At 35.3% G+C, this 22,287-nt stretch carries 22 protein-coding genes; 11 read left to right on the top strand and 11 right to left on the bottom strand.

Annotation, left to right across the window (positions count from 1 at the left end; genetic code table 11):
- Positions 1 to 7 precede the first annotated feature (7 nt).
- From ACLMCG_RS19435 to ACLMCG_RS19420, 4 genes are all read right to left on the bottom strand, one after another.
- Complete coding sequence (locus ACLMCG_RS19435) at positions 8 to 610, bottom strand: ExbD/TolR family protein (protein WP_223601496.1); 603 nt, start codon at positions 608 to 610, stop codon at positions 8 to 10.
- Between the two features lie 61 nt (positions 611 to 671).
- Positions 672 to 1,535, bottom strand: coding sequence for a MotA/TolQ/ExbB proton channel family protein (locus ACLMCG_RS19430; RefSeq protein ID WP_047373530.1), 864 nt, complete (start codon positions 1,533 to 1,535; stop codon positions 672 to 674).
- 240 nt (positions 1,536 to 1,775) lie between these two features.
- On the bottom strand, positions 1,776 to 4,589 hold the full coding sequence (gene leuS / locus ACLMCG_RS19425) for a leucine--tRNA ligase (protein WP_413960831.1): 2,814 nt from the start codon (positions 4,587 to 4,589) through the stop codon (positions 1,776 to 1,778).
- Positions 4,590 to 4,771: 182 nt separating this feature from the next.
- Complete coding sequence (locus tag ACLMCG_RS19420) at positions 4,772 to 5,245, bottom strand: lipocalin family protein (RefSeq protein ID WP_223601498.1); 474 nt, start codon at positions 5,243 to 5,245, stop codon at positions 4,772 to 4,774.
- A 198-nt stretch (positions 5,246 to 5,443) separates the two neighbouring features.
- Between ACLMCG_RS19420 and ACLMCG_RS19415 the strand changes: the two genes are divergently transcribed.
- The 3 genes from ACLMCG_RS19415 to ACLMCG_RS19405 are packed head-to-tail and all read left to right on the top strand — an operon-like array spanning position 5,444 to position 7,826.
- Positions 5,444 to 6,421, top strand: a complete 978-nt coding sequence (locus ACLMCG_RS19415; RefSeq protein WP_413960832.1) for an acyltransferase family protein — start codon at positions 5,444 to 5,446, stop codon at positions 6,419 to 6,421.
- Between the two features lie 23 nt (positions 6,422 to 6,444).
- The gene (locus tag ACLMCG_RS19410) at positions 6,445 to 7,200 is read left to right on the top strand and encodes a glycosyltransferase family 2 protein (RefSeq protein WP_413960833.1); all 756 of its coding nucleotides are present in this window, start codon (positions 6,445 to 6,447) and stop codon (positions 7,198 to 7,200) included.
- On the top strand, positions 7,200 to 7,826 hold the full coding sequence (locus tag ACLMCG_RS19405) for a deoxyuridine 5'-triphosphate nucleotidohydrolase (RefSeq protein ID WP_413960834.1): 627 nt from the start codon (positions 7,200 to 7,202) through the stop codon (positions 7,824 to 7,826). Before ACLMCG_RS19410 ends, ACLMCG_RS19405 begins: the two co-directional genes overlap by 1 nt.
- Here ACLMCG_RS19405 and ACLMCG_RS19400 read toward each other — a convergent pair.
- The 6 genes from ACLMCG_RS19400 to ACLMCG_RS19375 all read right to left on the bottom strand — a co-directional run bounded on the left by ACLMCG_RS19400 (position 7,818) and on the right by ACLMCG_RS19375 (position 11,627).
- The gene (locus ACLMCG_RS19400) at positions 7,818 to 9,056 is read right to left on the bottom strand and encodes a 3-deoxy-D-manno-octulosonic acid transferase (RefSeq protein WP_413960835.1); all 1,239 of its coding nucleotides are present in this window, start codon (positions 9,054 to 9,056) and stop codon (positions 7,818 to 7,820) included. The two genes, ACLMCG_RS19405 and ACLMCG_RS19400, sit on opposite strands and share 9 nt — an antisense overlap.
- 5 nt (positions 9,057 to 9,061) lie before the next feature.
- Positions 9,062 to 9,406, bottom strand: coding sequence for a cupin domain-containing protein (locus ACLMCG_RS19395; protein WP_413960836.1), 345 nt, complete (start codon positions 9,404 to 9,406; stop codon positions 9,062 to 9,064).
- The gene (locus tag ACLMCG_RS19390; RefSeq protein WP_413960837.1) at positions 9,403 to 9,870 is read right to left on the bottom strand and encodes a DUF1648 domain-containing protein; all 468 of its coding nucleotides are present in this window, start codon (positions 9,868 to 9,870) and stop codon (positions 9,403 to 9,405) included. The genes ACLMCG_RS19395 and ACLMCG_RS19390 overlap by 4 nt, the downstream gene beginning before the upstream one ends.
- A 22-nt stretch (positions 9,871 to 9,892) precedes the next feature.
- Entirely contained in the window at positions 9,893 to 10,609 is a 717-nt protein-coding gene (locus tag ACLMCG_RS19385) for an NlpC/P60 family protein (protein ID WP_413960838.1), read from the bottom strand.
- Positions 10,610 to 10,694: 85 nt separating this feature from the next.
- On the bottom strand, positions 10,695 to 11,342 hold the full coding sequence (locus tag ACLMCG_RS19380) for an O-methyltransferase (RefSeq protein WP_223601506.1): 648 nt from the start codon (positions 11,340 to 11,342) through the stop codon (positions 10,695 to 10,697).
- A 129-nt stretch (positions 11,343 to 11,471) separates the two neighbouring features.
- On the bottom strand, positions 11,472 to 11,627 hold the full coding sequence (locus ACLMCG_RS19375) for a CCPGW family putative bacteriocin (protein ID WP_410493605.1): 156 nt from the start codon (positions 11,625 to 11,627) through the stop codon (positions 11,472 to 11,474).
- A gap of 823 nt (positions 11,628 to 12,450) precedes the next feature.
- On the opposite strand from ACLMCG_RS19375, the gene ACLMCG_RS19370 reads away from it, so the two are divergent.
- Genes ACLMCG_RS19370 through ACLMCG_RS19360 form a run of 3 tightly spaced genes read left to right on the top strand, consistent with a single transcriptional unit; the run spans position 12,451 to position 14,636 of the window.
- On the top strand, positions 12,451 to 13,044 hold the full coding sequence (locus tag ACLMCG_RS19370; protein WP_413960839.1) for a hypothetical protein: 594 nt from the start codon (positions 12,451 to 12,453) through the stop codon (positions 13,042 to 13,044).
- Between the two features lie 52 nt (positions 13,045 to 13,096).
- Entirely contained in the window at positions 13,097 to 13,669 is a 573-nt protein-coding gene (locus tag ACLMCG_RS19365; protein ID WP_413960840.1) for a hypothetical protein, read from the top strand.
- Positions 13,670 to 13,673: 4 nt separating this feature from the next.
- Positions 13,674 to 14,636: a hypothetical protein gene (locus ACLMCG_RS19360; protein WP_413960841.1), complete on the top strand. Its 963-nt coding sequence runs from the start codon at positions 13,674 to 13,676 to the stop codon at positions 14,634 to 14,636.
- Between the two features lie 52 nt (positions 14,637 to 14,688).
- Here ACLMCG_RS19360 and ACLMCG_RS19355 read toward each other — a convergent pair whose 3' ends face one another.
- Positions 14,689 to 15,522, bottom strand: a complete 834-nt coding sequence (locus ACLMCG_RS19355) for an OmpA family protein (protein WP_413960842.1) — start codon at positions 15,520 to 15,522, stop codon at positions 14,689 to 14,691.
- 87 nt (positions 15,523 to 15,609) lie between these two features.
- On the opposite strand from ACLMCG_RS19355, the gene tilS reads away from it, so the two are divergent.
- The 5 genes from tilS to ACLMCG_RS19330 all read left to right on the top strand — a co-directional run bounded on the left by tilS (position 15,610) and on the right by ACLMCG_RS19330 (position 22,246).
- Complete coding sequence (gene tilS / locus ACLMCG_RS19350; protein ID WP_413960843.1) at positions 15,610 to 16,959, top strand: tRNA lysidine(34) synthetase TilS; 1,350 nt, start codon at positions 15,610 to 15,612, stop codon at positions 16,957 to 16,959.
- Entirely contained in the window at positions 16,949 to 19,018 is a 2,070-nt protein-coding gene (locus ACLMCG_RS19345; RefSeq protein WP_413960844.1) for a cytochrome c biogenesis protein CcdA, read from the top strand. The genes tilS and ACLMCG_RS19345 overlap by 11 nt, the downstream gene beginning before the upstream one ends.
- Before the next feature lie 134 nt (positions 19,019 to 19,152).
- Positions 19,153 to 20,688 carry a T9SS type A sorting domain-containing protein gene (locus ACLMCG_RS19340; RefSeq protein WP_413960845.1) on the top strand — a complete coding sequence of 512 codons (1,536 nt, stop codon included), beginning with the start codon at positions 19,153 to 19,155 and terminating at the stop codon, positions 20,686 to 20,688.
- A 139-nt stretch (positions 20,689 to 20,827) separates the two neighbouring features.
- Positions 20,828 to 21,352 carry a biopolymer transporter ExbD gene (locus tag ACLMCG_RS19335; RefSeq protein WP_223601513.1) on the top strand — a complete coding sequence of 175 codons (525 nt, stop codon included), beginning with the start codon at positions 20,828 to 20,830 and terminating at the stop codon, positions 21,350 to 21,352.
- 111 nt (positions 21,353 to 21,463) lie between these two features.
- Positions 21,464 to 22,246 carry an alpha/beta fold hydrolase gene (locus ACLMCG_RS19330; protein ID WP_413960846.1) on the top strand — a complete coding sequence of 261 codons (783 nt, stop codon included), beginning with the start codon at positions 21,464 to 21,466 and terminating at the stop codon, positions 22,244 to 22,246.
- The last annotated feature ends 41 nt before the right edge of the window (positions 22,247 to 22,287 follow it).

Raw genomic sequence — 22,287 nt, 5'->3', positions numbered from 1 at the left:
TGATATATTATGGTTTACCTTCTTGTGATGTAATCAACCAAAATTTAAGAAAATCAATATCTCTTAAACCCTCAAATAGGCTTTTAACTTTAGGGTACTGAGTAGTAACGTCACCTTTAATAGCTAACTTGTAGTCAGGGTTAACGCTCAAACTTTCTTTTACCCAATCAATTAATTGCTTATTTGTACTGTCCATAGGAATACCTGTAGGACTCTTATAATTTTTCTGCTCATCTCCAGACATATCCAAGTACCCTTTAAGTTGGTTCATTGGAACTCCAATTGCCTGAACTTTCTGGAAAGCTACTTTTTGGTTGTTGTCAAAAGTAATACCATACTTTTGTCCCATTTTTTCCAAAAGAGCAACTCTTTCTGATGCATTATCTACTGGTTGGAAATAGAATTTTCCGTCCGGAGTAGCGTTGATAGTCATTAAACTAGCATCAGGAAGTAATTTTTCCGAAATTGAAGATGGCGGTTTGATCTGCTCCACGTCAGGTTTTTTAAACTGAGTGGTCAATATAAAGAACGTAAGAAGTAGGAACGCAACGTCACACATTGCCGTCATGTCCGTAACTACTCCATGTCTTTTTGGTTTGACTCTCGCCATTATTATAAAATATTTTTAATTAAACTTCTTTTAATTGCTAATGCAAATACCTTGCTAATTCTTAGTTGAATTCAGCGAAAGATTGTTGGATACTCATAGAGATCTCATCGATCTTGTAAGTTAATCCGTCAATTTTAGAAGTAAAGAAGTTATAAAGGATAATAGCGATTGCTGAAGTACCAATACCTAATGCCGTGTTGATCAAGGCTTCAGAGATACCTGTAGATAGAGCAGCAGCATCTGGAGTACCACCTCCTGAACCTAATGCGAAGAACGCCTTGATCATCCCGATTACCGTTCCAAGTAGTGCTACTAACGTTGCAACAGTACCTAAAGTAGAAAGGATCATCATGTTTTTCTCAAGCATTGGCATCTCAAGAGTAGTAGCTTCTTCGATAGCTTTGTTAAGCGCTACCATTTTCTGCTCCTTATTTAATGTAGTATCGTGAGATAGTGCTTTGTAAGTAGTAAGACCTTCTTTTACTACGTTACCTACAGAACCTTGTTGTCTGTCACACTCTTCGATAGCTTCGTCAATTTTGTTTTGGTTTAGTAAGCTTCTTACTTGTACAACGAAGTTGTCTAAGTTTCCTTTTCCAGCAGCTTTACCAAGAACGAAATATCTTTCAAAAGAGAAAACGATTACAGTAATCATGAAAGTAATCAAGATTGGTACGATAACCCCTCCTTTGTAGATAATACCTAAAAACGATTCTGGGTGAATGTCTTTTCCTTCAACACTTGAAAAAGCTACAGATCCACTTCCTAGTTTATCTGCATCTTTAAAGTTTCCTGGGCTACCAAGAACGAATAAATAAATACATACTCCTATAATAAATAGAATAGGAATAATAACAGCTGGATTTAAACCTCCTGCCTTTCTAGCAACTACTTGCTCATCATTTTTTGAAACATTCATTTCCATATTTAACTAAATTATATTGTTTTAAAATTTTACAGGGTGTAAATTAAAGGCAAAATTAATTAAAATGCAAGAGTCTTAATTAAACATTTTGCTTTTTTTTGATAAAGAAATTTTAATACGATTTCGATATAATAATTATTTTTAATTATTTTATTTATTTTCCCCAAATTTAACATTTGAGTTAAAAAATCAAAAAAATAAGACACCCATTTTTTTTAATTTCCCAATGTTAAATTTTATTTAAATTACGATATTCACAATACGGTGAGGGACTACAATGATTTTTTTAGGGGTTTTGCCCTCCAAAATCTGTTGCATTTTATCACTTGAAATCACCAAATCTTCCACTTCCTTGGCAGATAATTGAGCTGAAAGTGAAATTTTGAACTTCATTTTACCATTTACGCTTACCGGATATTCAATTTCATCTTCTACCAGATAATCTTCATTTAATACCGGGAACTTTTCAAACTCAATAGATGCATTGTGTCCCAATAAACTCCACAGTTCTTCACAGATGTGAGGAGCATAAGGAGAAATGATAACGGCCAGCGGTTCTAAAATATTGCGCTTGTTGCATTTTATTTTCTGAAGCTCGTTTACAGCAATCATAAATGATGATACGGATGTATTGAAAGAGAAGTTTTCAATATCATATACCACCTTCTTTATTAAGGTATGTAAAACTTTGTATTCTGCTTTTGTAGGTTCTTCTTCTGAAACTTCAAATGAGTCTTCGTTGAAATACAGATTCCAGAATTTTTTAAGGAAACCATATACTCCACTTAATCCTTGAGTATTCCAAGGCTTGGATTGCTCTAATGGCCCCAGGAACATTTCATACAATCTTAAACCGTCAGCTCCGTACTCTTCACAGATGTCATCAGGGTTTACCACATTGTATTTTGACTTGGACATTTTCTCTACTTCGCGGTCTGTGATGTATTTTCCGTCTTCTAAAATAAATTCTGCATTAGCATAATCTGGTCTCCAGGCTTTGAAAGCTTCAGTATCCAATTCATCAGAAGTTCCTTTTAATAAGGATACGTCAACGTGAATCTGCTGAGTCTGGTAATCTTTAGCTAAATTTTTAGATACATATTGGTTGGTTCCGTCAATTCTATATACATATGCACTCATTCCTAAGATCATCCCCTGGTTGATCAATTTCTGGAACGGCTCATTGTGATTGATATATCCTCTGTCTTTTAAGAACATATTCCAGAAACGGGAATATAATAAGTGACCTGTTGCGTGTTCGCTACCACCAATATATAAATCAACTTGTCCCCAATAATCTGAAAGGTCTTTTGCACAGAACTCTCCGTCATTCTGAGGGTCCATATATCTAAGGAAATACCATGAGCTTCCTGCCCAACCAGGCATAGTAGATAATTCTAACGGGAAAATAGTTTTATCATCAACAAGATCTGTAGCAACTACTTTCTGGTTAACCTCATCCCATGCAAATTCTTTCGCATTTCCTAATGGTGGATCTCCGTCTTCTGTTGGCAAATATTTTTCAACTTCAGGAAGTTCCAATGGTAAAGCAGAAGTCGGCAACGTGTAAGGCATCCCATCCTTATAATATATAGGAACAGGTTCTCCCCAATAACGCTGTCTTGAGAAAATTGCATCACGCTGTCTGTAGTTTGTTGTTCCATGACCGATACCTTTAGTTTCGATCTCAGCAATGATTTTTGATTTCGCTTCATTATAACTCAATCCGTTTAAGAAATCAGAGTTTACGCAAACTGAGTCTTTAGAATCAAAAGATTTCTCCTGAACGTCTTCTTCAGTTTCTACAACTTTTTTAATTTCAAGGTTGAATTTCTTTGCAAATCTGTGATCACGTTCGTCATGTGCCGGAACAGCCATAACTGCTCCTGTTCCATATCCCATCAATACATAGTCTGAAATATAGATCGGCATTTTCTCATTGCTGAACGGATTGATTGCATAACTTCCGGTGAATGCCCCACTCACGTTTTTCACGTCAGACATTCTGTCTCTTTCCGTTTTTTTGGAAGTTTCTTCAATATAAGTATCTACTTCTACTTTCTGAGCATCGGTAGTAATAGTTTCTACTAAAGGATTTTCCGGAGCCAATACCATAAAAGTTGCTCCAAAAATAGTATCAGGTCTTGTTGTAAATACCTCAACGATTTCATCGTGGTTTTCTACCTTAAACTGAACCTGTGCTCCCTGAGATTTTCCAATCCAGTATTCCTGGGAATCTTTCAAAGGTTGTGGCCAGTCCAAAGTATTTAATCCTTGTAATAATCTTTCAGAGTAAGCAGAAATTCTCATACTCCACTGCATCATTTTCTTTTGGAAAACAGGGAATCCTCCTCTTTCAGATTTACCGTCTTTCACTTCATCATTTGCCAATACAGTTCCTAATGCAGGACACCAGTTCACCGTAGTTTCAGCTCTGTAAGCAAGACGATAGTTTAACAGGATATCTTCTTTATCAAGATCGGAAGCTATTTTCCATTCTTCTGCTGTGAAATTTAATTCGTCGTTTTGATTGGCATTTAATCCTTCGGTTCCTTTTTCTTCAAAATGTTGGATTAATGAATCAATAGATTCTGCCTTGTCGGTATTTTTATTATACCAAGAGTGATACAGCTGGATAAAGATCCACTGTGTCCATTTATAGTAAGAGGCATCTGAAGTTCTCACTTCTCTGCTCCAGTCGAATGAAAATCCGATTTTTCTTAACTGCTCTTCGTATCTGTTGATATTTTGTTCTGTAGTAATAGCCGGATGCTGTCCTGTCTGGATCGCATACTGCTCAGCAGGAAGTCCAAAGCTGTCATATCCTACCGGGTGAAGAACATTAAACCCCTGATGTCTTTTGTATCTTGCATAGATATCCGATGCTATATATCCCAGCGGATGACCTACGTGAAGACCTGCTCCGGATGGGTACGGAAACATATCGAGTACATAAAATTTGGGTTTATCTGTATTATTAGAGGTTTTATAGGTTTGATTTTCCTCCCAGTATTTCTGCCACTTTTTTTCTATCTGCTGATGATCGTAAAACACTTTATATATATGTTATATGTTAGACTTTAAAATATCGAATTATTTTCTCTTTTAACAAGATTCACAAAAATAATGATTTTAAAGTAAATGGAAATTTAATTTATGATGAATTGCAATTCTGTCCTCAACAAAAAAATCCCATCCGGAGATGAGATCTGTTTTATATCCTGAAGTATATACTATTATTGAATAACTCTTTTGAAGGTATATGTTCTTGTCTGGAATATAGTAGGATCCTGAGTCTCCTCTCTTACAGCAAGATTGAGCGTTGTATCATCCAAAGTAATGATCTTTGCATTTTGCGGCTCTACAATCCCCTGAATTTTCATTTGAACGTCTTTTCCTTCCTTATTATAAGTATAATTGAATTTTATATCAGAAAGAATAGCACACTGACCAGGTGTAGCGGTATCTCCCCAGTTTGTTTTCCCTCCTTTGGAGTCAGCGCTGAACCACCATCTTGTTTGTTTCTGACAGTCAGTATAAGTAATCGTGTTAGAAACCGGGTCTTCACCCACCTCAACAGTAGTAACTACTTCTTTTAACGGTTGCCAAGTCCCAACTAGAGGAGCTTCCAGAACAGGATCATTATCACTGCTACATCCTGTAGCGGCAAACAGAGACAAACCTGCAAATAGTAATGCTAATTTCTTCATAGATCAATTTTTTCAAGCGCTAAAATTATAATTTTTTTGATTTATATTACTATTTTTTATGAAAAATTATTTCATCGACCTTTATTTATATATATTTTAAAACCCTCAGACCTCATTTTCCCTTTATTTAACAAATAATGAATACATGCACCTATTCATTTTATTAAAAAAGTTATTTTTGCAAGAAAGAAAATACAAATGCAGGATATTACGAAAAACAATTTTGATTTCATACGTGTTCTCCTTGCCTTTATTGTCTTTCTTGGACATCTTGGCACCCTCAGCGCTTCTCTCGATCTTAAAATTTTTGAGCACAGCCCTATAGAAATTGCTGTTTTCGGCTTCTTTGCAGTGAGTGGATTCCTTATCGCAAGGAGCTATGACAGGTCTTCAAGCCTGAAAAGCTATTTAAAAAAGAGAATCAAAAGAATTGTTCCCGCTTATTTATTGGTTATTTTTCTATGTGCAATTTTATTAAGTTTGGTTAGCACGTATTCTCTCACCGAGTATTTCAGCAATACACAAGTTTATAAATATCTTTTCTGGAATTCATTATTTTTAAATTTTAAAGCACCGTGGCTTCCCGGAGTTTTTGGAAATCAAGCAGTGAATGGTGCCTTATGGACACTGAAAATAGAAATGTGCTATTATTTCTCTGTCCCTTTGTTGTTTTTACTTTTCGGAAAAAATAATAAATTCAGAAATATAAGCTTAGTTATTTTATACTTTTTATCACTTATTTATCTCAATTATTTTGAATCTTTACATAAAATTTCAGTTGCCAAACAGCTTCCAGGAACACTATCCTATTTTATCCCCGGAATGCTGATTTACTTTAATTTTGATAAATTCATCAAATATAAAAATATGCTCTTCATCATTGCCCTCGCTACGGTGTGGATTGATTTATATTTAAATATTCAACTTTTTTCCCCAATGATGATTGGTGTTATTGTAATGTACATTGCCTATTCATTCAAATTCTTAAACAATTTCGGAAAATATGGTGATTTCACCTACGGAATCTATATTTTCCACTTCCCTATTATCAGAACTTTCCAGACTTTAGGATTGTTTGAAGATTACAATCCATTTGTAATGGCTTTGGTATGTATGTTGGTGGTTATTGCGGTAGGGGTAAGCTCCTGGCATTTTTATGAAAAAAGATTTTTATAATTTTACAGTCTCAAAAAGCATAAATGAAAGATCTTGTCTCCATTATCACTCCCTGTTATAATTCTGCTGAATTTATCGAGGAAACCATACACTCTGTTCTTAACCAAACCTATGAAAACTGGGAATGGCTGATCACTGATGACCTTTCCAAAGATAATACTGTTGAGATCATCAGAAAATACAATGATCCCAGGATAAAACTGCAGGTACTCGAGAAAAACGGTGGGGCAGGAAATGCAAGGAACAATAGCCTGGAAAGAGCACAGGGAAGATATATCGCTTTTCTGGATTCTGACGATTATTGGTATCCCGAATATCTGGAAACAATGACAGATTACATGCAGGAACATAATGCAGAACTTGTTTACTGCAATTATTCAAGATGTGATGAACAGCTTCAGCCTATTCTGAAAGATTTTCTGGCTGACAAAGTCGTTACTTTCTCCAATCTGCTGAAGACATGCCGCCTGGCACCGGTTTCCACAATGTATGACACCAAAAGGGTTGGAAAGTTTTTGTTTCCTGTAAAAAGCAAGCGTGAAGATCATGTGATGTGGCTTAATCTTTTAAAAGTAATTCCTGAGGGGATTCCTGTAAAAAAAACACTGGCAAAATACAGAATGCGTGAAAACAGTGTTTCCAGAAAGAAAAAAAACATCATCAAAGATCAATATCTTGTTTATAAAGATTTCATGGGCTTTTCAACATTAAAATCATTGTACTATACGGCAAACTGGGCACTGAACGGATTCATGAAGTATTCGAAAATTTTCAATTAATGGAGTATTCAAAAGAGTTTAAAGCCGCTCTGAGCGCTTTTTCCGGTACCGAGAAAGACAAACTTATTTTCAGACTTCTGAGAAAGGATAAATTATTGTCTAAAAAGCTGTATTTTGAGCTTATTGATCCGGAAACCACAGATGACAAGAGAAATGCAATGGAGGAAATTGTAACGGAAAAGGTTCTTTTAGCCTCAAAATATACCGGAAATGCTCCTTATTTTCTGACTATTATCCGAAAGATAAGTGCAGAAATCACTGAACACATCAAAATTACCACCGATAAATTCGGGGAAGTTTCATTGAATCTTCTTCTTATCAATAAAATCCTGGAAAACAACAGTGATCTCAGCAGACAAAGGTTTGACAATGTTTACAAGCTTTATATTTATATCATCAACAAAGTATTCAAGTCTTTGACTCTTATTAAAAAACTGGATGAGGATTACTGGATGGAAATTGATGAATATCTGCGTGACACTCAAGAGAAAATATTAGAGAACCATTATCTTCAAAAACTCTGTATTAACAATGGTCTAGACTTCAATTGGTTTGAATGTGAAAAAATACCAGAAAATATTGATCAAATCATGAAGGAAATAAAAAGTCAGGGATTTTTAAGATAAAATTTTCTGCAGAATCATTTGGGTAGAATTAGGTTTTTCGTCTACGAATTTTCCTGCATTCTGAGACATTTCTGTTAGCTCTTCCTGATTATCTTCATTCATAAGAAATAAAACAAATTCTGCTGCTGTATATTCGTCTGGAAATGATTTTCCGCCATTCGCAGCGATCAGATCATCGGCTTCCGGATTCTTTTTATAATGATTTCCAAAAACCACAGGAACACCAAAAGTTGCCGCTTCCAGAATATTATGAAGTCCGGCATCATGAAATCCTCCTCCTACAACAGCTGCATCTGCATAAGAATATAGCTTTGATAATAAACCGATACTGTCTATAATCAGAATTTGAGCATTGTTGGTTAATGGCTGAGCATTTTGTATCTCACTGTATAATAATGCATTCGGAAATATACTTTTCAAATGCTCTACTCTTTTCAGATCGTGTGGGGCGATAATGAGTTTCACTGTATTATTTTTACGGGAAACTATTTCTGCTATTTTTTCTTCAGCCTGCCATGAACTCCCAAAGACCACAGCTTTATTTTTTCCTATAAAATCCGCAATAAAATCAACATGGTTGTTCCGTTCACGAAGTTGCTTTACTCTGTCAAACCTTGTATCTCCCGTTACAGAAGATTTCGTCAATCCCACACTTTTAGCCAGAGCTAAAGAAAATTGAGTCTGATGAAAAAACCAATCTACATCTTTCTGAAGCTGCTTTACAAACCATTTACCATAGGAAGTAAAGAAGGATTGTCTTTCATAGAACAGAGCTGAAATAACGTAGATTTTTGTCCCTTTACTTTTCAGTTCAGCTAGCAGATTATACCAGTAATCATATTTAACCGTAAAAAATAGTTCAGTATTAAACTGTGATATAAATTCCTTCACAGTGCTTTTTTTATCGAATGGCAAATAACAAATGACGTCTGCGATATGTTTCTTTTTAACGACATTCTCATACCCTGATGGAGAAAAAAATGTCACCAGAACTTTATAATGGGGAAAATTCTCCTTAAGCTTTTCCAAAACAGGCAGTCCCTGCTCATATTCTCCCAAACTGGCAGCATGCATCCAGATTACTTTATCTGTTTTTGTAAATGCAGATTTTACTTTATCTAGCGACTGTTTTCTTCCTTCAACGCCTTTTTTAGTTTTGCTGTCAATTAATGCAAAAACCTTCATTCCGAAAGTAAGGAGACTGATAAATATATTGTATAGAAAAGCCATGTTTATTATTCTTTTATTTCAATTCTATCATGATCCGTAGGAGGATTGGATATGACTAAAAATTCGATTTCTTCGGTGGATTCATTGGAGATAAAATGTTTTGATTCCGGTGCAACAGAAATAGATTCTCCTTGTTTAACCGGGTATTTCTCTCCATTAATATAGAATACAGCTTCTCCTTTCAGGATATAAAAAAACTGTTCTGACACTTTATGATAGTGTAGTTTTTCTGACGTTCCTGCAGGCATCTTTTCCTGCTTCACAGATAAGCTTTGCGTATTTTTCAGGATCCAGCTGTCACAGTGGTTTCCCCAGGTATAGTGTTCTGAATTATCTTTAGAATGTATCATTTAAATAGATGGGCAATAAAAAGCAGTGCTGGAGTAAATAAAACGACCGATATAAAAATAGTAGCAAATGAAATTCTGGGTTTAGCTTTATCATCAACAGCATATCTGAAAATATAGTCCTGAATATTTGTAAAAATGACTGCCAGTACAACAAAAAGAATTCTCAATCCAAATTTCATAATTAAAAACTGAGCATTCATATTCTGATCTGTAATTTCTACAGGGAAATTAGTATCTTCAGGATGTTTTAATCCATACACGAACACAGCATATAGTCCAAGAGCTAATACAGGCATCAGAAATGCATATATTTTCCCACCAAATCCATCAGCTTTTCCTTCCATATCAAAATGTACCGGAATTCTCTCCGGCAATGCGATATAGTTTTTCAGGGTAAACCACCACAAGAAAGCGACCCATCCAAAATTAAAAATATCAAAAATTGTAAAAAGAATATTTTCCATTTCAGATGAGATTGAATGAGAATTAAATTACACTTTTCAACACTCTCAGTTTGTGAGTATGTTTGTTCATTTCTTTGTTGAAAATCCCTGTAGAATCCAACGTGTCAATTCTTACTTTTCCGGAAGCATGAATGATCTTTTGATTATCCAGCATAATCCCTACGTGAATAATTTTTCCTTCTGCATTTTCAAAGAAAGCAAGATCTCCTGGCTGCGCTTCTTCTACAAAGGTAAGTGGTTCTCCTACCTCAGCCTGTTGTGAAGCATCTCTTGGAATTTTAATATTGTGAATTTTATAGACCAATTGAGTAAATCCTGAGCAGTCTACTGCAAAAAAACTTTTGCCACCCCATAAATAAGGTACATTAAGGAATTCTTTTGCCGCCATAGCAATACTTTCACGCACATCATGACTTCTCCTTGAAGCAACCACCGGAAACTCCACTTCTGACCCCATAGACAGTAGTGTCTTCCCGTCATTCATCAATACAGAGGAAAAATCTTCAGTAACCACAGTCACTTTTCTTGCTGCCAGTTCTTCATCTGTTATCGGTTTCAACTGTTTGGTATCCATCCATCCTTCATAGCCGTCATAGTGCATTTTTATTTTGGTCCAGTTTTTATCTACTTCCAAAATATCTGCGCTTTCTCCAAACAATATTTCCGTAACAATTTCAGCTCTGTCAGAATTCTCTGCACGAACCGGCGCTACTGTAACAATACAAATTCCTTTATTCATTAACTCTCAGTTTAAAGATTGAATAATTTAAAGATTAAAAATACGACATGTACCTCTTTAAATGTTTAATCCTTGAATGTTTTAATTACTTTCTGCGAAGAAAGTTGACTCCATCACGCAAAGGTAAAATAAGATTTTCAAAATCTTCGTCTTTTGCCGCCAAATCATTTAATTCCTGGATAGACTGTGTAGATTTCAATTTTGGGTTTTCTTCCAGCACTTTTCCATACCACAAAACATTATCAAACAGGACTACCGTTCCGGACTTAGTGTGAGGTTTTATCAGTCTAAAATATTCCGCATAATTTTCCTTATCAGCATCCACAAAAATCAGATCAAAAAACTCGTCTGTTTCTTTTAAAAATTCTTTAGCATCCTGAAGTTTAAAATCAATCTGACTGGCATATTCACTGGACTCAAAATATTTTTTCGGCAGATAAGCAAGATCTTCGTTCACATCCAGCGTAGTAATTTTCCCGCCTTTCGCTAGTCCTGATGCAAGACATAGTGTAGCATATCCTGTGAAGGTTCCTATTTCCAAAATACTTTTTGGCTGCAGCATCTGGGAAATAATAGTCAATAACCTTCCCTGCTGATATCCGGAAATCATATGAGGCTGTGTCGTCTTCTGGTAAGTCTCTCTTCTCAGTTTTTTCAGCATTTCGGATTCTGAAGAAGCGTGTGCTTCCAAATATCTGTCCATTTCAGGATTCTTTTCTTCAAAAAAACTCATACCATTTTAATTTAAAACAAATTTAAGGATTTTAAAGCTAGTTTTTAAATTCAACAATAAGATACAAAAAAAGAGAGAAATTAATCCCTCTCTTTTTCTTAGCCAGATCTAAATTTTATATAAAAATCATTATACGGCTATACAATATTGTCTTATACCAGCACAAACCCATCCTGGGCAGCACTCTGTTTGTGGGCTAGTACAAAATATCTGTGGGTTACACCCTCTGATAGCACCTTGTACAGTTTTCATTTCCACTCTTGAAAGTTTTTTTGAATTTTTCATAATTATTTTGTTTAGTATTAATTTCCTACTCTTTAGATTTTCGGATACCTCTTTAATTATTTCCTTTAATAGAGATTTAAATATACATATTCTTTTATTAATCAACTAATTAAATGAATAAAAATCTATATATCAGTGAAAACCCCATATAAAATACCGTGAAAACACGGATGGTATTTTTGTGGTATTAGTTATAAGTTTGCAATGAGAATAAGGGGTAAAAACACTAAGAGAAACAAGATGATTGCAGGAGAGACACAAACTAACCATGAGAATCACAAAAAAGTTATGCTGAAAGGCACAACTGATTCTTCTGCAGCAAAAACTAAGAAAGAAATATCCACTTCATTTTTGCTACGAATTATTTCGCTCCTGAAAAAGGAAGAATTAATTTGATTAAAAAATAAATCCCGGCCACCTTCGGGATTTGTTTTTTTTAAATCATCCTCTTTCTGTCAAAGCCACTTCAGTTATTCTATCTGATCTTCTGATCAAAAACATAATTCCATTCTGGGATTATCTTTTCCCAAACTTCAACTCAAAAGAACTTTTCTGAGTTCATCCAAAAAATATTTCTTCCAAGCATCAACAAAAACAGTCTGAATTAGCCTTGGACGCTAAGTTCTTTCGGAATTCTCATTCTTTACAGTCTTTACTTTTCAATCTTAACAGGGTAAAGTCCTCGTAAAAAACAGGATAAACACTTATTCTTAAGCACTTACATAATCCTACATTTGATCTATGTTTCTCGACCATGAAACACTCACACCAAGGAGGTATCCGAAAATCCTAAAACAGAGTAGGGATATTTTAAAACAACCACATGAAAACAAAGACTTTATTTTTAATTGGAGCAATAGTGGGAATTGTTATGATATTTTCCCAGCTAAAACCTCAGGAAATGTCTTTTTATAAAGAAAAAGGCAATTACATTGTAGACAACAATTACATCCTTAAAGATGTCAAAAAAATTTCTGATGAAGACATAAAGAGTTTATTAAGACTACAAAAACTCCATCAGAACAGTTTGGGCACCAATTTTATTATTTACAAAATCAACAGACAGTATATCATCCGCGGATGTTTAATGAAAGCGAATATCGACTGGAACAAATATGGAGATCTGAGAGCTAAAGTAGACGGCATCCTGAAAAAATACGGAGCCAAAGAACTTGGAACAGATTATTATGCCATTCAAAATAATCAGGTGGCCACTAATGTGGCATTGTTGACTCAGAAAGATATTGCATCTTTAGGTAAACTTACCATAAGAGGAGCTGAAGAATACACGATCTGTCCGCCAACTATGGGAAGAAAGAATCTTACCAATGTGATCATAAAATCTTATAAAGTCAATACAGCTATTGATCCAAGAATCAATGTTAAGCTTAATAATGTATTGGTTAACTACAAATAACCGTTAAAGGCTGTTTTTGTTCTGAAGGCAGCCTTTTTTTAAATCTTTTGTCATGAAAAAAAAGCTTCAGTTATCGGGAATTTTTATTGTTCTTTTGATCGTATTTACAATAGGCATGAAGGGAACATTTGATGGCTACTACGGTTTTTATTATGAAAACAAGAACTATGATAAACCTCTGGCGTATGTGATATCAGAGAATTTTGCCCAATCAAAACCTATCAATATGCTTACTTCTTATACCGGTTTTGATACAGGATATGGTTTTTATGCACCGAATGTTGCCAGTGATTTTGTGATGAGCTTTGAACTGAAAGATAAAAATGGAAATATCTTAGAACAAAAGAATATGCCTTATTTCAAAAGTAAGGAAAGCAGAGTGAGATATACTACCGTCTTCAATATGTTTCTGGATAAAATTTCCGACAAGAACACTTATGACCGCAAATATTATCAATATCTGGACATTATTATCAAACAGATTGCAGCACATGTGATGAAAGAAAATCCAAAAGCATCAAGTGTTACGACAAAACTTTATCTGTACGACTACCCCACCATTGCAGATTTCAAACAGGGAAGAACGAATGAAAATCTTATTCTTATTGATGAATTCAAAAATTAAAGTGATGAAAAAGCTAGATGTACTTTATACCAAAATTGAAAACTTCTTTTTCAAACAGGATAATCAAACGGAATTCTTAAGCTTCTTCCGCGTTGCTATAGGAAGTGTTATCCTTCTACAATTTATCGCAGTGATACCGGATTTTGACAAATTATTTTCAAGCAGCAGTATCATTCCACAGGACATTATGAGTGTTTTCACGCCTGACTGGCTGATTACTTTCTCAAAAATCGTCACCTTTTTACAGGGTTTCGGTATTGAAGAAAGCACAACAATTATGATGACCAAAATATCATTTATTACGTTGTGTATTTTGATTATTACCGGATTTTATTCCAGAGTTTCTGCACTTCTTTTACTTATACTGCAGATTGCATTACTCAAGGGTAGTTCTTTCTTTGCGTATGGTGCAGACTTTTTCACAAGCATGTCTTTATTTTATCTGATACTTTTCCCTTCAGATCAATATTTTTCACTCAGGAATTTTATTTTCAACAGAAAACCACGGGAAATAAATATCACACCTGCCAAAAGGTTATTTCAGATTCACATTTCTATTGCTTATTTCTTTTCAGGACTGGATAAAGCTTTAGGTTTCAACTGGTGGAACGGCGAATCTATCTGGAAAGCCATTCATCTGCCCTATTCCAACAGAGATCTGAATTTTGATTTCAGCTGGCTTATAGAACATTCTTATGTCTTAAGCTTTATTGGGTGGAGTACGATTATCATCGAGATGTGCTATCCGTTTTTCATCTGGTACAAACCGACTCAGAAGATATGGCTTTTCCTAACTGTTTTTATGCATCTGGGAATTGCACTCGTTCTCAATTTATATTACTTTTCAGCCATTATGATCGTATGGAATATCACCAATTTTTATTTTGAGCAAACCGCTAAAAAAGCAGTTTCTTCATCAAAGAAGAAAATATCAACTCAATATATTCCAAAACAGATTGACTTATAAAAAAATAAATCCCGAATTGCTTCGGGATTTATTATTATGTATGGTTGAGTGATTATTTCTTAGGAGCGATATCCATCAGTTTCATAAACTCATCCAGCTTAGGCATAATGATGATTTCCGTTCTTCTGTTTTCACTTCTACCTGAAACGCTCATGTTTGTCGCTTTAGGGTTATACTCAGAACGACCTCCAGCTGTAATTCTTGCAGGATCTACTCCAAACTGAGTCTGAAGAACTTTAGCTACAGAAGTACCTCTTAATGCAGAAAGATCCCAGTTGTCTCTTGGAAGATTTGGAGAATTCAATGGAGCGTTATCCGTATTACCTTCAATCAACACTGAATATTTATCATAATCATTGATTACTTTAGCCACTTTTCCCAACACTTCCTGAGCAGCAGGCAGAATATTGTAATCTCCCGTTTTATACAACATATTATCTGAAAGAGAGATCATTACAACTCCTTTCAATACCTTCACCTGTACATCCTGATCTGATACATTATCCAATGATCTTTTCAGCTTGTTAGATAATGCCAGATTCAAGCTGTCATTCTTAGCATTATTAGAGATCAATTGTTTGATATAAGAATTGGAAGCATTGATTTCTCCTACCAATTTATCAATGTTAGCAGAGCTTTTCCCAGTGTTGGAAAGACATGCATCAAGTGATGATTTTAAAGCATCATGCTGGCTTTTCAGCAAGTTGTTTTCACCGGACAATGCAGAGTTCTGAGACTTCAAATCCTGGATTTCTCTTTGTCTTTCTCCGATATTTTCAATACACTGCTTATAGTTTGTGCTCAAAGCATCATATTGCTTCTTGCTGACACAAGATGTCATTCCCAGCGCCATTGCAGAAACTGCTACAATTTTTAAAATCTTCATAAATAATCATTTTTAGACTACTCAAAGTTAGGAAAATTCAATTGAATTATATCGGTTATCTTTGCATAAAAGAAATTCTCAACATCTATGTTGGAAAAATCAAGCTTTATCAGTCAATTAAAAAATCTTGTTCACGAACCGGAAAATCATACGTATCTTCTGGCAGTAAGCGGAGGTGCAGACTCTATGGTTCTTGCCTCTTTGTTCAAGGATTTAGGGAACAAAATCAAAGGCTCAGAATTCAAATTTCAGGTTGCCCATATCAATTATAAACTCCGTGGTAATGATTCGGATCTGGATCAGAAAACGGTGCAGGATTTTTGTGAGAAAAATCATATAAAATTTCATTTGTATGAAGTTTCGGAAAAAGATCGAAAGCCTGACAATTCTATTCAGCTTTGGGCGAGGGAACTTCGGTATGCTTTTTTTAAAGAAATTCAGGAAAAGGAAAAACTGGAATTTCTGGTTACCGCTCATCATCTGAATGACCAGCTGGAAACTTTTATCATCAATCTTTCCAAAGCTGCGGGCATCAACGGACTAAGTGGAATTCCATCCAATGATAATTATATTCTCAGACCGCTTTTAAATTTTTCGAAAAAAGAAATTTATCAGTTTGCGAAGGAGAACACGATTGAGTTCAGGGAGGATCTGTCGAATAAAAAAAATGATTATCTGAGGAATAAGATTAGAAATGAGATTGTTCCGATGCTGATGGAAACCAACGATCATTTTCTGGAAAACTTCAAAAAAAGTTCTTTGTATCTGAATCAAACTAAAGATTTTGTTCAGAAACAGATTCAGGAGATAGAAAATCGTATTACAATATTTAACCAAAACAATAAAATCTTATCAAAGGAAAAGCTGGATCAGGAAAGCGATTTCGTAAAATTTGAAATTTTAAAAAAATACGGATTCAACCAGGAGGAAGAAATCCCCAAAATTTTTAAAGCCGAAAACAACAGTTCATTTTTTTCAAAAGAATATCAGTTGATTGTCAACCGTGATGAGCTAATTTTTATTGACAAAAGCAACGAAAAAGAAATTGAAGAAGAAATTGTACTGATCAGTCATTTTGATTTTTCCGAAAACCAAATCAACATCAACCTCGTAGATTATATTGAAAGCATTGATGGAATCAATAAGGGGTTTGAATGGGATTTTGATGCTGACAAACTTCATTTCCCACTACGTTTGAGAAAACAAAAAGAGGGTGACGAGTTGTATCCATCCGGTTTTTCCGGGAAAAAGAAAGTTTCTAAGTTTTTTAGGGACGAAAAATTATCTATTTTAGCGAGGCAAAAAATCTGGATACTGACGGACAGTAATGATTCTGTACTTGGGATCATCCCTTTCAGACAGGATAGAAGATATGCAAAGAATGAGAAGACAAAATGGAGTCTCAAAATTTTTAATGAAATGAACAATGAAATTTAGAAATTGGTTTTTATTAATTCTACTATTTTTAGCGACAGGGATTAATGCGCAGATAAAAAATCCCGTAAAGTTTAAATTCACCATCAATGACCTGGGAAACAATCAGTACGAAGCGGTATTGAATGCTACTATGGAAAGCGGATGGCATATTTACTCAAAAGATTTACCGGAAGACACCGGAATTCCTACTGAATATAAGGTTACAGGAAAGAATATTGAACTTATCGGGAAATTTACCGAAGTTGGTAAAAAACACGAAGAGTTTTCTGAAGCTTTTGGTGGAACAATTGTTTTTTACTCCAATTCAGCTGGATTTAAGCAGAAATTTAAATTAAAAGATCCTGCAAAACCTGCGGATGTCACTTCTGAAATTACGTATCAGACCTGTGATGACAGGGTTTGCCTGGCTCCCAATACATTAGAATTCAACCAAAAAGTTACCCCAAAAGGAGCAACGGAAGAAGTTGCAACTGAGGAAACCACAGGCCCTGTAAAAGATTCAGTGAAAATAACGGAGACTGTTACCGAAAACCCTGCAAAAACAGAAGCTACAGTCGCAGAAACGTCAAAACTGGATCCTAAGCAGCTGAAAATTGCAACGATAGATTTCAAAAACCCATTGACAGATTGCGGTACAGCATCTACTAAAGTGGATGAAAATTACTGGACCTATTTATTCCTAGGGTTTATTGGCGGTCTGATCGCTTTGCTTACACCTTGCGTTTTCCCAATGATTCCACTGACTGTTTCATTCTTTACAAAAGGAAGTAAAAACAAGGCGAAAGGAAAAAGAGATGCTCTTATTTATGGTTTTTTCATTCTTCTTATTTTTGTTTTATTAAGTATTCCTTTTCATGTTATTGACGGAATTGCAGGGAATATCTTTAACGAGATTTCTACAAGTGTATGGCTGAACATCGCGTTCTTCATCATATTTATCTTCTTTGCCGGAAGTTTCTTCGGGTATTATGATATCACGTTACCAAGTTCAATCGCTAATAAATCTTCTAAAGCGGAAGAAGCTGGAGGACTTATCGGTATTTTCTTCATGGCATTGACATTGGTTATTGTTTCTTTCTCTTGTACAGGACCTATTTTAGGAAGTTTACTGGGAAGTGCAGTAACCGGTTCTACCAATGTTCCGATGTTATTGACATTCGCATTGGCAGGTTTTGGTCTTGCATGGGCAATCGTTTTCGGATTATTGGCTCTATTCCCGCAAGCATTACAAAGTCTTCCGAAATCCGGAGGATGGATGAATACGGTAAAAGTAGTTTTAGGTTTCGTAGAATTGGCTTTAGCCTTGAAATTCTTATCTAAAGCAGATCTTGTTTCTAAGACATTCTTCTTAAAAAGAGAACTTTTCATCGCCATCTGGATCATCGTTGCATTAGGATTAGCATTATACTTATTAGGATTCATCAGATTCCCGCATGATGATAAAAAACCTAAAATATCCATTACAAGAAAGATATTAGGCGTATTGGGAATTGGTTTTGTAATCTACCTAATTCAGGGTTTAATACCATCTGACCGTCCGAAGCTTCAGTTATTAAGTGGAATTTTACCTCCGCTGAACGTAAGCTACTTCCATGATGAGAAAGACGGAATTTTGGGAATGCATCCGGAACACGACTTCTTTAAAGCAATAGAACTTGCTAAAAAAGAGGAGAAACCAATCCTTATTGACTTCACCGGATACGGTTGTGAAAACTGTAGAAAAATGGAGGAGTTTGTATGGAGCGAACCGGACATTTTACCTATCCTTCAGAATGATGTAGTATTAGCATCTTTGTATGTGGACGACAAAGAAGAGCTTCCAGAGGATCAAAAAACTAAAATTGACCTTGGTGAAGGACAGATCAAAAAGGTAAAAACAATTGGTGACAGATGGAGCTTATTCCAGCAGGTTAACTTTAACAATAACTCACAGCCTCATTACGTTTTGATAACTCCGGATGGAAAAGTAATCAACACGCCCGTTTCAGGATATATGCCCAAAGAGGATTTCAAGAAATTCTTAGAATGCGGGGTTAATTACTATAAAAAGAGTAAATAAACCATTTACATATTATTTTAAAAACTCACACTTTATCGTGTGAGTTTTTTTATTTTGAATTAAATAAACCATAAAACACCAAACGTAGTGTAAAATTAATTATATTTGAATAACTATCACCAATTCAAATAGATATGAGATATTATACATTTACTTTTTTATTTCTTACCTGTTCATTACTCACAGCTCAGACTGCTCCATCCATAGAGTGGCAAAAAGCATTGGGAGGAACCCAAAGCGACACTGCCTATTCTACCCAGCAAACTTCTGATGGGGGTTACATCATGGCCGGAGCTTCATCATCCAACGACGGAGATGTAAACGGAAATCATGGCGAAGGAGATGGATGGGTGGTAAAAATGAATGGCAATGGAAATATAGAATGGCAAAAAGCACTGGGAGGAAGTAATAATGATATAATCCAGTCTATCCGTCAGACTACAGATGGAGGATACATTGCCGCCGGATCTTCCAAGTCCAGTGACGGAGATACTACAGTTAACCATGGAAATTTTGATTTCTGGGTGATAAAACTTGATAGCTCCGGAAATATACAATGGCAGAAATCTTTGGGAGGAAGCGGTTCTGATGAAGCGCAATCTGTTCAGCAGACTAGTGAAGGAGGATATATTGTAGCCGGAATCTCCAGTTCTAACGATGGGGATGTGAGTGGAAATCAGGGAGCACAGGATTATTGGATCGTAAAACTGGATAACACCGGAAATATGCAATGGCAGAAGTCATTGGGAGGAAGTGACAGTGATCAGGCGCTTTCTGTTCAGCAAACTTTTGACGGCGGATATATTATTGCAGGAAATACAGTTTCTACAGACGGACATATTACCATAAGCTATGGAAACTACGATTATTGGGTTGTAAAACTTGATTACTCCGGAAATATGCAATGGCAAAAAACACTGGGTAATTTTGGTGACAATATGGGATATTCTGCACAACAGACTTTCGATGGCGGTTATATTGTGGTGGGTACTTCTTATGATCCTTCTAATATTGAAAATGGTCTTCCTGATTATTGGGTTGTTAAATTAAACAATAGCGGAGTCATCCAGTGGGATAAATATCTGGGCGGAAGTGCTCACGATAACGCCATCACAATACGGCAAACTCCTGAATGGGATTATATCGTTGGTGGCTGGACCTTTTCCAACAACGGACAGGTAACCGGAAATCATGGTTATCTGGATTACTGGATTGTAAAACTGAACAGTAATGGAAACCTGAAATGGGAAAAGACCTTAGGTGGACCAAATGCTGAATACTTTAGCTCTATTGAACCAACCAGTGATAATGGTTATATTGTTTCAGGAAATACGCTTTCTACAAGTGGAGATGTAACGGGAAATCATGGTAGTATTGATGCCTGGATTGTAAAACTAAGCCCGGAACAATTAGGAATCTCAGAAAACCAACCTATAAATAAACCTAATCTCTACCCTAATCCGGCAAAAGATTTCTTTTATGCAGATCACCTTCCAAAAGAAACTATTATCAGCATCACCGATATGTCAGGAAGAAAACTCTTCTCTCAAAAATATAACGAAGAAAAAATTAAGATCAGTACATCAGCATTCACTGAAGGAATTTATATTGTACAGATAAAAAACAAAGAAGAAATTATTGTTTCAAAGAAAATAACAATCAACCGATAAAACTTCTTGAAAATATTACAAAATCAATTCACAAACAATCAATAGATTCATGAATTTATAAAGTTTTTAATAATCGAGGCATATGTTTTGTATGAATTTTACAAAAAAAAATACCGTTTAACATTTAAAAACTTTAATCATGGCAGAAGTAATTGCACAAGAAAAACAGGGCAGCAAGCAAAAGAAAAAAATGATCAGAGTAGATATGACTCCTATGGTAGATCTGGGATTTTTACTCATCACATTCTTTATGTTCACCACCAATTTTACAAAACCTAATGTAATGGATTTAGGGCTACCCGCAAAAGATCCAAACCCTCATCCTATAGATAATCCTGTAATTGGAGATAAAAACCAGATTACATTTATCCTCGGAAAGGACAACCGCGTATTTTATCATCAAAGCAATGCTACAGATCTGAATTCCGCTAATCTTAAAGAAACCGATTTCAGTGGAATAAAAATTTCAAAAATCATTGCAGAAGCTTATAAAAATGCTCCGGCACCTAACAAATTCACAGTGATTGTAAAACCAACGGATGACGCAAATTATAAGAATTTTGTGGATATGCTGGACAACCTTGCGATTTCCAAAAAGGAACGATATGGCGTAACAGATATCAAGCCTTGGGAAACAAAGATTTACAAGGAATTAACTCAATAAAACACAAAGGGCATTTTTAAAATGCTCTTTTTTGTTTATTTTTGAAAGAAGAAATGGATCTGCAGCAGATAACCTGCTGTATTATTTTTAACCTTCTATAATTTTGGAATTATGCTGAACTTTGAAAGAACAGGAAACGGAAAAGAAACGTTGGTACTTCTTCACGGATTTATGGAGAATTTATCCATCTGGAGCGATATGGAACACCATCTTTCCAAAGATTTTTCACTGCTTAAAATTGACCTTCCCGGTCATGGACAGTCAGAAATTCTAGCTGAAGTTCATACCATGGAACTGATGGCTGAGGAAGTAAAAAAAGTTTTAGATCAGCAAAATTTAGAAAAAGTACATCTTCTGGGACATTCCATGGGAGGATATACTGCACTTGCCTTTGCTGAAAAATATCCCAATTCTTTAAAAAGTCTCACATTATTTTTCTCTACTTATTTTCCTGACGATGAAGAGAAAAAACAGCAGCGTATTAAAAGCTATAGAATCATAAAAGATGCATTTGCTCATTATGCGAGAGCCGGAGTTCCTAATTTATTCAATCCGAACGAAAGAGATATTCTGGAAGGAAAAATAGAAACCGCTCTTGAAACTGCACTATCTACCAACAATCTGGGAGCACTTGCCTGTGTGAAAGGCATGGTAGAAAGAACCGACAAAAAACATATCCTGGAAAATCTGGAGGCTAAAATTTTAGTATTGGCAGGGAAGCACGATAATGCTGTAAAAACAGATGTGATGATCAAACACCTTCCGGACAGAACCAATATTAAATCTTATATTCTGGACTGCGGGCACAACGGACATTGGGAAAAACCAGGCATCTGTGCAGAAATTATCAATACGGAACTTCTTCACAACCTTCCTAAAAAACTGGTTTTATAAAATAGATTACCTCACAAATTAAAACCACCCTTAATGAAAAA

The sequence above is a fragment of the Chryseobacterium sp. S90 genome, assembly GCF_047444895.1.
Classification (GTDB): Bacteria; Bacteroidota; Bacteroidia; order Flavobacteriales; family Weeksellaceae; genus Chryseobacterium.
Note: the sequence above shows the minus strand (reverse complement) of the source record. Positions and strands in the feature narration are given on the sequence as shown.